This is a genomic window from Pseudomonas purpurea, from assembly GCF_039908635.1.
In the GTDB taxonomy this organism is placed as follows: domain Bacteria; phylum Pseudomonadota; class Gammaproteobacteria; order Pseudomonadales; family Pseudomonadaceae; genus Aquipseudomonas; species Aquipseudomonas purpurea.
In genome coordinates, this window is the sequence record NZ_CP150918.1 from 1,020,872 (window position 1) to 1,033,363 (window position 12,492).

The window sequence follows — 12,492 nt, forward strand, 5'->3', positions numbered from 1 at the left end:
ACTTATTCAGACCTGTTTTCTGGACGCGCGTCAGGCCGAATGGGCTTGTCTTGCAGTCGGCGAGTTCCTAGCTTAGTGGCTGGCACATCGTGGAGTGTGCGAGGGGTGTAATAGGTACTTGTTGTTTAAGGATTTACCCGGACCGCTGATCATCTGCACCGGTATTCGAGCGCCGGAATTGGACGCGCACTGCGCAGTCATCAACCACATATTCAGGGTGCTACCGGGTGCAACCTCATGCTTCCTTTGGTAGCGCTTTTGTCTTGTTTCGGGCACCTGGCCGTCAGTAAACGACATCAGCCAGCGCAAAGGCTGGCTGATGTCATGAGGTGTCAAGGCATCAAGACTTCAATCGACCCATCGGCCGTCATGCTGACCTGGCTGGTGCCGGCTTCGACTTCCGGGGTCACCGGCGCCGAGTCCATGCCTGCCGCTTTCATCATCATCGGCCCGCGCAGGTACGGTTGTGGGTAACCGTTGCTGTTGAGGTTCAGGTTGACGATTTTGTAGCCTTTGCCGCCCAGGGCTTCGGTGGTCAGTTGGGCACGAGCCTTGAAGGCGTCGACTGCTTCCTTGAGCAACGCGTCTTCGCTGGTCTTGCGGGTCGGGGTGGCGATGGCGAAGTCCATGCCGCCCATTTTCAGGTCGGTGAGCAGTTCGCCGGTGAGTTTGGACAGTGCGGCAAAGTCCGAGCTTTCCAGGCGCAGTTCGGCGCGTTCACGCCAGCCGGTGATCTTCTGGCCTTTGGTGTCGTAGATCGGGTAGCTGTTGCGGCTACCCTGGCGCAGATTGATGTCCTTGACCTGTTTGGCCTGGGCCAGCGCCTTGTTCATGGTGGTGCTGACGGTGGCGGCGAGTTTCGCCGGATCGGTGTTTTGTTCCTCGGTGTAGAGGGTCACGATCATCAGGTCGCGGGCCACTTCCTGGCTGACTTCGGCGCGCAGGGACACCTGATTGTAGTGAAGTTCATCGGCGGCCAGTGCCGGCAGGCTGGCAACGGTGCCGACACTGAGGGCGAGAAGGGCGGCGCTGCGGCTGAATGTGTGCATGAAAACTCCTTGGACGGTGCGCAGGGGTAAGGGTCCGAGCCTGCGTGAACCCATCAGACTCTAGCGTTTGTGGTCTGGTTCGCACAGTTACAACTTCTATACAGATCTGATCGCACACCGCTCCCTGTGGCGAGGGAGCTTGTCGGCGCGCCACATCGTCCCGTTCGGCTGCGCAGCCGTTGCAAAATCCGTGTACGCAGTTTGCCTGATGTACCCGGTCGACAGTCTTGGGCCTGCCTCGCAGTCCGGCGGGAGCAAGCGCCCTCGCCACAATGGATCTTCACTGCCATGTGGCGCTTTGCCGCACTTTTGCCTGTCAGCCCTCGCGCTTGGTTATACTCGACGCGATTCGCCTGGAGCGCTCATCAGGAGAGCTCATGCTCGCCCCCGTACAACTACTTTCCGCAACTCGCCAGAACCTCTGGCGGCTGACGTTCATCCGCACGTTGGTACTGGCCGCGCAGGCCGGTTCGGTGGGGCTCGCCTATTGGTTCGAGCTGCTGCCTCTGCCGTGGCTGCAACTGGCGGCGACCCTTGGCTGTTCGATGCTGCTCTGCGCGTTCACCGCGATCCGTTTGCGCACTTCGTGGCCGGTGACTGAGCTTGAATACGCCGTGCAACTGGCCTGCGACCTGTTTATCCACAGTGCCCTGCTGTACTTCTCCGGCGGTTCGACCAACCCGTTCGTTTCCTATTACCTGGTGCCGCTGACAATTGCAGCCGTGACATTGCCGTGGCGTTTCTCGGTGATTCTGTCCGGCATCGCGTTGACGATGTACACCTTATTGCTGATGCAGTTCTACCCACTGGAGACATTCCCGATGTATCGGGAAAAGATGCAGATCTACGGGATGTGGCTGAGCTTCGCCCTGGCAGCTGCGGTGATCACCTTTTTCGCCGCGCGGATGGCCGAAGAGCTGCGCCGCCAGGAAGAACTGCGGGCCATTCGTCGCGAAGAGGGCCTGCGCGATCAGCAACTGCTGGCCGTGGCCACCCAGGCCGCTGGCGCCGCTCACGAACTCGGTACGCCGTTGGCGACCATGAGCGTGCTGCTCAAGGAGATGCAGCAGGATCACCCCGATCCATTGTTGCAGGACGATTTGAGCGTGTTGCAGGATCAGGTCAAACTCTGCAAGGAGACGTTGCAGCAACTGGTTCGCGCGGCAGAAGCCAATCGTCGGCTGGCGGTGGAGATGCAGGACGTCAGCGCCTGGCTGAATGAAGCCCTGAATCGCTGGCACCTGATGCGGCCCGAAGCCAGTTACCGCTTGCAGCGTCTGGGGCAGGGCACAGAGCCGCGCCTGGCGCCGCCGCCGGACCTGACCCAGGCCTTGCTGAATTTGCTGAACAACGCCGCGGATGCCTGCCCTGAAGGGCTGGAAGTGACGCTGGACTGGAACGCCGAGGACCTGACGATCAGCATTCGCGACCACGGCGCCGGTGTGCCGCTGGCGATTGCCGAGCAGATCGGCAAACCGTTTTTTACCACCAAGGGCAAAGGTTTCGGCCTGGGCCTGTTTTTGAGCAAGGCCAGCGTGACACGCGCTGGTGGCTCAGTGAAACTCTACAGTCATGAGGAAGGCGGCACGCTCACCGAGCTGCGCCTGCCCCGTGTCGCCCGAGGAGACGAACATGAGTGACGAGATCCAAGTCGAAGGCGAAGAACTGCCGCATTTACTGCTGGTAGACGACGACGCTACTTTCACCCGCGTCATGGCCCGCGCCATGAGCCGCCGCGGCTTTCGCGTCAGCACCGCAGGTTCTGCCGAAGAAGGCCTGCTCATCGCCCAGCATGACCTGCCGGACTACGCCGCGCTGGACCTGAAAATGGACGGCGATTCCGGCCTGGTGCTGCTGCCCAAGCTGCTTGAGCTCGACCCGGAAATGCGCGTGCTGATCCTCACCGGTTATTCGAGCATTGCCACCGCCGTCGAAGCGATCAAGCGCGGCGCCTGCAACTACCTGTGCAAACCGGCCGATGCTGATGACGTGCTGGCCGCTTTGCTGTCCGAGCACGCCGACCTCGACACCCTGGTGCCGGAAAACCCGATGTCGGTGGACCGCCTGCAGTGGGAACACATCCAGCGCGTATTGACCGAACACGAAGGCAACATCTCCGCCACTGCCCGCGCCCTGGGCATGCACCGTCGCACCTTGCAGCGCAAATTGCAGAAGCGGCCGGTTCGGCGTTGAGCTGATGGCGTTTGAGTGCACCGCTGAAAAGCTACCTTGATCAAGCGTAGCTTTTTAGTCAGGCGCGTATTGTTAACCGGCAATATGGAGATTCAGCGCTTGAGAGGTCGTTGCCGTGTCGTCCTCTTTCACCTGAAACCTGATCTCGATGTGCTTACCTCGGTTGTCACGTAAAAACTTTACCGGCAGTTTGGCCGTTCGCTGCTCGGAATATTCCGACTTCCATTCCTCCGGGTTTTGGAGAATGTGGACGCTAAATCTAACGAGGGTACCGACTGGCCCAATAATCAGGTTATCGGGTAGTTTTAACTCGGTGAACTCTTCTCCCTCTAGGTCAACGAGGCGTATCACGCCTTTCCGTGCATCTACGGCAACAGGAGGGGGAAATTTAGACACGCTTCCTTCTTTACTGTGCTTGTGATCGTCCATGGGTAAATCCTCGATAATCTGGGTTTTCAGCAGGGTGCTGTACTTGCAGCGGTGGCGTGCAAGCAGGCCTAGTGAAATCGAAAGCTGCCAGGCGATCTACTGTCAAATCTGACAGTGCTGACCGACGGTCGACACTCTCTGCAAGCGCCACCACGCAGGTGTTCGCCGCTGAACCGGCGCTGAACGAATATCGCCAGACGACGCGACAACCCAAGCCGATCATCTATGATCGGTTTGTGCGTGTTCTTTTCTCTATCGAGCCTTAACCATGAATCAGAACGCTGAGTATTCCGCGGTCAACGATGCAGTGCGCGGTGAGTTCTTTCGCCGGGTGTGGGGCATGATCACGCCGTACTGGCGCAGCGAAGAGAAGGGCAAGGCCTGGTTGTTGCTGGTCGCGGTGATCGGTCTGTCGCTGTTCAGCGTGGCGATTTCGGTGTGGATCAACAGTTGGTACAAGGATTTCTACAACGCCCTGCAAAAAAAGGACGATGCGGCATTCTGGAGCCTGATCCTGTATTTCTGCGGCATTGCTGCGGTGGCGATTCTCGGGGCGGTGTATCGGTTGTACCTGACCCAGATGCTGACGATCCGCTGGCGCGCCTGGCTGACTGAAAAACACTTCGCCCGTTGGCTCGGTCACAAGAACTACTACCAGCTGGAGCAGGGCGGTTACACCGATAACCCGGACCAGCGGATTTCCGAAGACCTCAACAATTTCACCTCCAATACCTTGAGCCTGGGCATGGGGCTGATACGCACCGTGGTCAGCCTGGTGTCGTTTTCGATCATCCTGTGGGGCGTGTCCGGCAGCATCGAAGTGTTCGGTTACACCATCCCCGGCTACATGTTCTGGTGCGCATTGGTGTATGCGCTGGTGGGCAGCTGGATCACTCACCTGATCGGGCGCCGCTTGATCGGCCTGAACAACCAACAACAACGGTTCGAAGCCGACCTGCGTTTTTCCATGGTCCGGGTGCGTGAAAACGCCGAGAGCATTGCCTTGTACAACGGCGAGCCGAATGAGCAGCAACGGCTGAGCACGCGGTTTGGCAAGGTCTGGCACAACTTCTGGGACATCATGAAAGTGTCCAAGCGGCTGACTTTCTTCACCGCCGGTTATGGCCAGATCGCGATCATCTTTCCCTTCATGGTTGCCGCGCCGCGTTACTTCGCGGGCAAGATCGAACTGGGTGAGCTGATGCAAATCAACTCGGCGTTCGGCAACGTCCAGGAGAACTTCAGCTGGTTTATCAGTGCGTATGCCGACCTCGCGTCGTGGCGCGCCACGTGTGACCGGTTGCTGAGTTTCCGTCAGGCCATGAGCGACAACGAAGACCGCTTGCCGGCCATTGATGTGCAGAGTCAGGGTGCCGCATTGAAGGTTCAGCACCTGGGGCTGGACCTGGCTGACGGTCGTCGCTTGCTCAACAACGCCGACATGATCGTGGAGGAAGGTGATCGCCTGATGCTCAGCGGTCGTTCCGGCAGCGGCAAAAGTACTTTGCTGCGGGCGATGGGTGGGCTCTGGCCAACGGGGCACGGCAACATACGCCTGCCGGCGGCGCGCTACCTGTTCCTGCCGCAAAAACCCTATCTGCCGATTGGCAGCCTGCGTGAAGCCCTGAGTTATCCACAGTCTGGCGACACCTATCCGCATGATCGCTACGTGCACGTGCTGGAAACCTGTCGCTTGCCGCACCTGGTTTCCCGTCTGGATGAAGCCAATCACTGGCAACGCATGCTGTCGCCGGGTGAGCAGCAGCGTCTCGGTTTTGCCCGCGCGCTGCTGTATGCGCCGCACTGGTTGTACCTGGACGAAGCGACGTCGGCGATGGACGAAGAAGATGAAGCGTCGTTGTATCAGGCGTTGATCGATCAGTTGCCGGGGTTGAGCATCGTCAGCGTCGGCCATCGCAGCAGCCTCAAACGCTTCCATCCACGGCATGTGCGCATCGAGAGCGGGCACTTGGTGGAGCAGACCGTGACGGCGTGAAAACGCTGTGGTCGTCGGCACGCAGCCTTGTCGTTGAGTGCGATGTTCAGGATGGACGCAGAGCCCCCGTAATGGGGGCTCTGCGTTTTTTCGGTCAGCCGTTCTTGAGAATCGAACGATCCACCCTTACCGCCAGTTGCCCGTAGCCAGGCTTGGCATTGAACGCGACGTGCCCCTTGTCATCCACTGTCGCCCTGGCAATGGGCGCGCCATTGGCCAGCAGTTCCAGCGGTGCGCCCTGGAGGGATTGGCCCGAGGCCAGTTCGAGTTTCAGGTTGATGGTCATGGTTGATCTCCTTGTCAGGCGTTGCGGTCAATGAAGGTGGTGGCGAACCGGTCGATGGCGCCGATCAGTTCCGGCGAACCGCCGCGAAACTGACGGAAAATATTCCGTGTGTTGCCGTCAGTCGGCACATTCAGCGTGGGCTGAAAACGCTCGGTCAGTTCTGTATAGGCGGACCATGGGCCGATATAGGATTCGTTAAAGCCGTTGGTGTAGCTGAAGGCATACCGCACGGCATTGCCCGCCAGCCAATTGGGCACGCAGGGCGTGTGGCTCTGCCAGCCATCGTTGTTGATGGAGGGCGCGACGCTCGGCGAATCGAGGTAGCCGGCCGGTTTGTTCGGCGAGTAGTTCTTGAGCAGCAGGTACGTGCTCCACCCCCACCAGTTGTCGATGCGCTGGGTGTCGTTGAGGTTATTGACGTCGCTGCGTCGCAGCACTTTGTCGCCCTCTTGCACAAACAGTGCTGCGAAGTTGCCCGCCGGTTTCTTTGCGGCGTTCAGGTCAGGCAGCAACTTCAAGGCGCCGTAGCTGGAAGGGGCGGGCAGCGTGCCGCTGAGGAAGGTGTCGAAGACGTCGTCCGCCGAGCGTTGCACGGCCTGGCCAACCAGCCGACGGTTCGCGCTGTCGACGGTGTCGAAGAAGCGCTTGTCGCCATAGGCATGCCAGTGATCGCCTTGGGCGTTGCTGACATTGAGGCCGAACTTGCTGTCCTCGTCATGCATGAAGCGGGTGATCAGCGAGCCCAGGTCACTGGGCGTGACCACGGCGGCCATTTGTTTGCGCGGGACCCGAAGGTGCCCGGCAGAAAACAGGTCGGTCAGGTAGTGATCGGCAAACGCGTTCATCGCGTAGGCCAGTTCCAGTTGTTTTTCGTCGCCACTTTTTTGTGCCAGCACGGCCTGTTGCAAGGCCGCTGTGTGGCCAGCGTTGTACGCCAGCATCGCCCATTCACCAAAGTGGTCGGCGTTGTTCGCCGCCAGTTTGAGGTAGCGCCCCAGCGGGAACAGGTCCGAGATAAAGCTGCCGCCGCCGGTGATTTTGTTCCACTGTGCATTCAGCGTGTCGCCGAGGGCATCGTAGGCTTCGTGGGGTTGCTTGCCGTCCTTGATCGCCTGATTGGCGGCGACGATTTCCTGTTGCATGACGGCCAAAATTCGCTGCGCTTCGTCTTTTGCCGCAGGCACCGTGGCCATCGAATCGAATGCGTTGCTGAAGCGCTGGATGCGGTCGACCGGGGTCACGCCGTCACAGATCGGCTGGTCGGGAATGCCATAAAAATCCCCGCCCAGGGCGACGATCTGGCCGTAGCTCAGGGCCAGGCCATTGGGCAGGTGCAATTCCACCTGCCAGGCAGGAATGGGGGGCGCATCCTTGGCGAAACGCAGTAACGTCGCATCACCGATGGCGGTGTGTTCACCGCCCTCGAAGCGCAGTGGCGGCTGGATCTTTGACGTGTTTTGCGGATTGTTGGGCAATAGCCCGGGTTTGTGATACTTGATGCCGTGATGGCCGTCGATGATGAGTTTCAGGTGTTCGCCATCACCGGAAATGGCGACGCCCTGTTCGCTGAACAGGCTTTCCAGATCGGCAATGATTGCTGGGTCGTGCTGCGGTTTATCCTGCTCTCGTGCGTGTAGACCTGACATTTCTAGCTCCTTGATATGTCGTAGGTTTTGGTTTTTATAGCTGTACATCTATACAGTTGTTTTCGAGCTTAGCTGAGAAACTTCCTACGTCAAGGTACGGTTTTGTCTGGTCCGTGATTGGGCCGATACCGACGTCATCGGCCTTTGGAAGGGGGGGCAACTTTCAGTGGCGAGGGGCTGCTCAAGCAGATCTTTTGATCTGCAAGGCGCTGCGCTGGCTTATCATTAGCGCCCTAACGACGTCCTCCAAGGTTCACCAGGCATGCTGGCAATCTTTCTTGAAACGCTGAACATCACCGCGCCGGTCTTTGCCATGTTGTTTTTGGGGGTGCTGCTCAAGCGCATCCGCTGGATCGACGACAACTTCATCCACACGGCGTCGTCCCTGGTGTTCAACGTCAACATGCCGGCCTTGTTGTTCCTCGGGATTTTGCACGCCGACCTGCACGCGGCACTTAAACCGGCGCTGCTGATCTACTTCGCGGTCGCGACGCTGGCGTGTTTTGCCATCGCTTGGGGCTGGGCAATCTGGCGTTGCCCGCGTGAGGATCGCGGGATCTACACCCAAGGCGCGTTTCGCGGCAACAACGGGGTGATCGGCCTGGCGCTGGCGGCGAGCATGTATGGCGACTACGGGATTTCCCTCGGGGCGATTCTCGCGGCGCTGGTGATCCTCTTCTACAACACGCTGTCGACCATCGTCCTGGCGGTGTACAGCCCGGTGATCAAGTCCGATCCGTGGAGCATCTGTAAAAGCGTGGTCAGCAATCCGCTGATTCTCAGCGTGCTCGCGGCTGCGCCCTTCGCGTACTTTCAGATTGGCTTGCCCGGCTGGCTGGAGACGTCCGGTGGTTACCTGGCGCAAATGACCTTGCCACTGGCGCTGATCTGCATTGGTGGCACGCTGTCGCTGGCGGCGTTGCGCAAAAGCGGTGACCTGGCGTTGAGTTCAAGCCTGGTGAAGATGATCGGCCTGCCGATCCTTGCAACACTCGGGGCCTGGCTGTGGGGGTTTCGCGGGGCGGAACTGGGGATTTTGTTCCTGTATTTCGGCAGCCCGACCGCCGCGGCCAGTTTTGTGATGGCCCGGGCGGCCAATGGTAATCATGAGCTGGCGGCGGCGATCATCGTCATTACCACGCTGATGGCGGCGGTGACCACCAACCTGGGGATATTCGTGTTGCAGTGGGGTGGCTGGATTTAACCGATAGATCTTCATTGCCCTTCAGGTCCAATCGCGAGCGAGCTCACTCCCACATTTGATCTGTGTGGAACACAAAATAGGTGTACACCAAGAATCCACTGTGGGAGCGAGCTTGCTCGCGATAGCAAGCTCACTGACACCATGAACGTCGGCGTCTTACTCCGGCTTCTGGTAGCTGTCGATCACTTCCTGCGCCGCCCGAAACGCTTCCATCGCCGCTGGCACACCGGCATACACCGCGCAGTGCATCAGCGTTTCGCGGATCTCGTCGACCGTGCAGCCGTTGTTCAGCGCGCCGCGCACGTGGCCTTTGAGTTCTTGCGGGCACTTGAGCGAGGTCAGGGCCGCGAGGGTGATCAGGCTGCGGGTTTTCAGTTCCAGGCCACCCCGGTTCCACACGGCTCCCCAGGCGTGTTCGTTGACGAACGCTTGAAACGGCTGGGTCAGCTCGGTGGCATTGTCCATGGCGCGATCGACAAACGCATCGCCCATCACCTGGCGACGCATTTCAATGCCTGTCGCTTTGTTCGAGTCGGTCACGGCGATTCCCTCTTGTGATGTTGGCGGCGCCAGGCACGCAGTGACGTAAACAGCAAAAACGCCACCAGCGCCGGCAGGACGAAAAACAGCATCAGGTGTTCAAGTTTGCCCGCCAGGGGCATGCCCGTGGTGAACGACACCACATGCAGCCCATACGCCAGGTACAAGGCGAGAAACAGCAGGCCTTCGGCTCGGGTGATGCGGTAGCCGGAATAGATCACCGGTAAACACAGCAGCGCCACGCCGAGCATCACCGGCAAATCGAAACTCAGCGCATTGGGCGACACCGACAACGGGGTGGGCGCCACCAGCGCGGTGAACCCCAGCACGCCGAGCAGGTTGAACAGGTTGCTGCCGATCACGTTGCCCACGGCAATATCACGCTGGCCGCGCAGGGCGGCGATCAGCGAGGTCGCCAGTTCCGGTAGTGAGGTGCTGACGGCCACGATGGTCAGGCCGATGATCCGCTCCGACAGGCCCAGGTCCATTGCCACCGATACCGCCGCGCCCAGCAGCAAGTGCCCGGCGAAGACCAGCAACGCCAGCCCCAGCAGCATCAGCAACAGGCTGCTCAACCAGGGTGCCCGAGGCTTGATCGTGCCGTCGTCGGTGTGCGCCTGCGGGCGGGGCCCGAGCGCCGTGACTGGCGCAGCAGGAGCGCCAGGTACAACACCAGCGCGGTCAGCAGCACGGCGCCGTCGAGCGGGGTCAGTTCTTCGTTCCAGGCCAGGGCGAACACCAGCAGGCTGGCGCCGATCATCAGGGGAATGTCCAGGCGCACCAGTTGTCGCGAGACCCGCAGCGGAATGATCAGGGCCGACAGCCCGAGGGTGACGAGGATGTTGAAGATCCCGCTGCCGATGACGCTGCCCACGGCGATGTCGGTGTTATGGGCCAGGGTCGCTTGCAGGCTGACGGCCATTTGCGGCGCGCTGCTGCCGAAGGCGACGATGGTCAGGCCGATGATCAGCGGGCGGACCTTCAAGCGTGCGGCCAGGCGCACGGCGGCGCGCACCAGCAGTTCGGCGCCGGCGATCAGCAACACCAGGCCGCTGAGCAGTTGCAGCACGCTGAGCAGGGGAAGGTCGGTTAATCCAAAAATGGCCTGGGCTCCGTCTGTCAGTCGTCGATGGCTTGCACGCGAACCCGCGCGGTGCCGCTCTTGAGCATGCCCAAGCGTTCGGCGGCTTCATGGGACAGGTCGATCAGGCGCCCACGGGTATGTGGCCCACGGTCGTTGATGCGGACCACGCAGGATTTGTCGTTGTTCAGGTTGGTGACCTTCACCCGCGTGCCGAAGGGCAACTGGCGATGGGCGGCGGTCAGGGAACTCTTGTCGAAACGCTCGCCACTGGCGGTACGTTTACCTTGGTGTTTGGCGCCGTAATAGGACGCCACGCCGGTCTTGTCGTAGCCGTGTGGATCGATGAGATCGTTACTGGCGCAACCGGCCAGCAGGGAGAGCAGGGCGCAGGCACCGAGTAGACGCTTCATTTAAAGATTCCCAAAATAAATGTGGCGAGGGAGCTTGCTCCCGCTCGGCCGCGAAGCGGTCGCAAAATCGGTTGATGCATGCTTGCTGAAAGAATGCGGTTGCCGATTTGGGTCTGCTTTGCAGACCAGCGGGAGCAAGCTCCCTCGCCACAGGGAATGGAGCCAGTATGCAGGGCTGGCTCCATTGCAATCAGCCTTCGAGCTTGCTTTTCAGCAGTTCGTTGACCTGTTGCGGGTTGGCTTTGCCTTTGGAGGCTTTCATCGCCTGGCCGACGAAGAAGCCGAACATTTTGCCGCGTTTGGCTTCGTCAGCCGCGCGGTACTGTTCAACCTGTTCGGCGTTGGCCGCGAGCATTTCGTCGAGAACAGCCGAGATCGCGCCGCTGTCGGTGACTTGCTTCAGGCCGCGCTTGTCGATGATCTCGTCTGCGCTGCCTTCGCCGCTGGCCATGGCTTCGAACACCGTCTTGGCGATTTTGCCGGAGATGGTGTTGTCCTTGATGCGCAGCAGCATGCCGCCCAACTGCTCGGCCGATACCGGGGCTTCGTCGATTTCCAGGCCTTGCTTGTTCAACAGGCTGCCCAGTTCGACCATGACCCAGTTCGCCGCCAGTTTGGCGTCGCCGGCAATGCTCACGACTTTTTCGAAGTAGTCGGCTTGCTCGCGGCTGGTGGCCAGGACGCTGGCGTCATAGACCGACAGGCCGAACTGCTCCTGGAAGCGCTCGCGTTTCTGCGGCGGCAGTTCCGGCAGCGTGGCGCGCACCTCGTCGAGGAACGAGTCCTCGATGACCACCGGCAGCAGGTCCGGGTCGGGGAAGTAACGGTAGTCGTTGGCTTCCTCTTTGCTGCGCATCGGACGGGTTTCGTCCTTGTTCGGATCGTACAGGCGGGTCTGCTGGATCACCTTGCCGCCGTCTTCGATCAGCTCGATCTGACGGCGGACTTCGCTGTTGATCGCCTTCTCGATGAAGCGGAACGAGTTGACGTTCTTGATCTCGCAGCGGGTGCCGAACTCGACCTGGCCCTTTGGACGGATCGACACGTTGCAGTCGCAACGCAGCGAGCCTTCGGCCATGTTGCCGTCGCAGATGCCCAGGTAACGCACCAGCGCGTGGATCGTCTTGACGTAGGCCACGGCTTCCTTGGCGCTGCGCATGTCCGGCTCGGAGACGATTTCCAGCAGCGGCGTACCGGCACGGTTCAGGTCGATGCCGGTAGAACCGCTGAATTCTTCATGCAGGCTCTTGCCGGCGTCTTCTTCCAGGTGCGCACGGGTGACGCCGACGCGTTTGATCGTGCCGTCTTCCATGGCGATGTCCAGGTGGCCCTTGCCGACAATCGGCAACTCCATCTGGCTGATCTGGTAGCCCTTGGGCAGGTCCGGGTAGAAATAGTTTTTACGGGCGAACACGTTGTGCTGACCGATCTCGGCGTCAATCGCCAGGCCGAACATCACCGCCATGCGCACCGCTTCCTGGTTCAGCACCGGCAGTACGCCAGGCATGCCCAGGTCGACCAGGCTGGCCTGGGTGTTCGGCTCGGAGCCGAAGGTGGTGGAACTACCGGAAAAGATTTTCGACCGGGTGGTGAGCTGGGTATGAATCTCCAGCCCGATCACGACTTCCCATTGCATGTGTTTCTCCTCAGAAGCC

General features: G+C 60.3%; 10 protein-coding genes and 2 pseudogenes. 4 read left to right on the top strand and 8 right to left on the bottom strand.

What is annotated here, in order from left to right; all coding sequences use genetic code 11:
• Positions 1 to 332: 332 nt before the first annotated feature.
• Positions 333 to 1,049, bottom strand: coding sequence for an SIMPL domain-containing protein (locus AABM54_RS04545; RefSeq protein WP_347904079.1), 717 nt, complete (start codon positions 1,047 to 1,049; stop codon positions 333 to 335).
• Between the two features lie 377 nt (positions 1,050 to 1,426).
• On the opposite strand from AABM54_RS04545, the gene AABM54_RS04550 reads away from it, so the two are divergent.
• Complete coding sequence (locus tag AABM54_RS04550) at positions 1,427 to 2,689, top strand: ATP-binding protein (RefSeq protein WP_347904081.1); 1,263 nt, start codon at positions 1,427 to 1,429, stop codon at positions 2,687 to 2,689.
• Positions 2,682 to 3,242, top strand: coding sequence for a response regulator transcription factor (locus AABM54_RS04555; RefSeq protein WP_347904083.1), 561 nt, complete (start codon positions 2,682 to 2,684; stop codon positions 3,240 to 3,242). The genes AABM54_RS04550 and AABM54_RS04555 overlap by 8 nt, the downstream gene beginning before the upstream one ends.
• 72 nt (positions 3,243 to 3,314) lie before the next feature.
• Here the strand turns inward: AABM54_RS04555 and AABM54_RS04560 are convergent, their stop codons facing one another.
• Complete coding sequence (locus AABM54_RS04560; protein ID WP_347904085.1) at positions 3,315 to 3,671, bottom strand: hypothetical protein; 357 nt, start codon at positions 3,669 to 3,671, stop codon at positions 3,315 to 3,317.
• 268 nt (positions 3,672 to 3,939) lie between these two features.
• On the opposite strand from AABM54_RS04560, the gene AABM54_RS04565 reads away from it, so the two are divergent.
• The gene (locus AABM54_RS04565) at positions 3,940 to 5,667 is read left to right on the top strand and encodes an ABC transporter ATP-binding protein/permease (protein WP_347904086.1); all 1,728 of its coding nucleotides are present in this window, start codon (positions 3,940 to 3,942) and stop codon (positions 5,665 to 5,667) included.
• A gap of 94 nt (positions 5,668 to 5,761) precedes the next feature.
• On the opposite strand, the gene AABM54_RS04570 is transcribed toward AABM54_RS04565, so the two are convergent.
• Both AABM54_RS04570 and AABM54_RS04575 read right to left on the bottom strand, forming a co-directional pair.
• On the bottom strand, positions 5,762 to 5,953 hold the full coding sequence (locus AABM54_RS04570) for a hypothetical protein (RefSeq protein WP_347904088.1): 192 nt from the start codon (positions 5,951 to 5,953) through the stop codon (positions 5,762 to 5,764).
• 14 nt (positions 5,954 to 5,967) lie between these two features.
• On the bottom strand, positions 5,968 to 7,599 hold the full coding sequence (locus AABM54_RS04575; RefSeq protein WP_347904089.1) for a phospholipase: 1,632 nt from the start codon (positions 7,597 to 7,599) through the stop codon (positions 5,968 to 5,970).
• A gap of 262 nt (positions 7,600 to 7,861) precedes the next feature.
• Between AABM54_RS04575 and AABM54_RS04580 the strand changes: the two genes are divergently transcribed.
• On the top strand, positions 7,862 to 8,803 hold the full coding sequence (locus tag AABM54_RS04580; RefSeq protein ID WP_347904090.1) for an AEC family transporter: 942 nt from the start codon (positions 7,862 to 7,864) through the stop codon (positions 8,801 to 8,803).
• 156 nt (positions 8,804 to 8,959) lie between these two features.
• Here the strand turns inward: AABM54_RS04580 and AABM54_RS04585 are convergent, their stop codons facing one another.
• From AABM54_RS04585 to gatB, 4 genes and pseudogenes are all read right to left on the bottom strand, one after another.
• Complete coding sequence (locus tag AABM54_RS04585; protein ID WP_347904092.1) at positions 8,960 to 9,343, bottom strand: carboxymuconolactone decarboxylase family protein; 384 nt, start codon at positions 9,341 to 9,343, stop codon at positions 8,960 to 8,962.
• Positions 9,340 to 10,412: pseudogene (locus tag AABM54_RS04590) on the bottom strand (calcium/sodium antiporter). Before AABM54_RS04590 ends, AABM54_RS04585 begins: the two are co-directional and overlap by 4 nt.
• Positions 10,413 to 10,462: 50 nt before the next feature.
• Positions 10,463 to 10,837, bottom strand: a complete 375-nt coding sequence (locus tag AABM54_RS04595) for a septal ring lytic transglycosylase RlpA family protein (protein WP_347904093.1) — start codon at positions 10,835 to 10,837, stop codon at positions 10,463 to 10,465.
• A gap of 190 nt (positions 10,838 to 11,027) precedes the next feature.
• A pseudogene (gene gatB / locus AABM54_RS04600) lies at positions 11,028 to 12,476 on the bottom strand (Asp-tRNA(Asn)/Glu-tRNA(Gln) amidotransferase subunit GatB); the annotation flags it as partial.
• Positions 12,477 to 12,492: the final 16 nt, after the last annotated feature.

Bases quoted from the DNA above. Each gene is read 5' to 3' on its own strand.
- AABM54_RS04565 (WP_347904086.1), top strand. From the start codon at position 3,940: ATGAATCAGAACGCTGAGTATTCCGCGGTCAACGATGCAGTGCGCGGT.
- AABM54_RS04560 (WP_347904085.1), bottom strand. From the start codon at position 3,671: ATGGACGATCACAAGCACAGTAAAGAAGGAAGCGTGTCTAAATTTCCC.
- AABM54_RS04550 (WP_347904081.1), top strand. From the start codon at position 1,427: ATGCTCGCCCCCGTACAACTACTTTCCGCAACTCGCCAGAACCTCTGG.
- AABM54_RS04545 (WP_347904079.1), bottom strand. From the start codon at position 1,049: ATGCACACATTCAGCCGCAGCGCCGCCCTTCTCGCCCTCAGTGTCGGC.
- AABM54_RS04595 (WP_347904093.1), bottom strand. From the start codon at position 10,837: ATGAAGCGTCTACTCGGTGCCTGCGCCCTGCTCTCCCTGCTGGCCGGT.
- AABM54_RS04580 (WP_347904090.1), top strand. From the start codon at position 7,862: ATGCTGGCAATCTTTCTTGAAACGCTGAACATCACCGCGCCGGTCTTT.
- AABM54_RS04575 (WP_347904089.1), bottom strand. From the start codon at position 7,599: ATGTCAGGTCTACACGCACGAGAGCAGGATAAACCGCAGCACGACCCA.
- AABM54_RS04570 (WP_347904088.1), bottom strand. From the start codon at position 5,953: ATGACCATCAACCTGAAACTCGAACTGGCCTCGGGCCAATCCCTCCAG.
- AABM54_RS04555 (WP_347904083.1), top strand. From the start codon at position 2,682: ATGAGTGACGAGATCCAAGTCGAAGGCGAAGAACTGCCGCATTTACTG.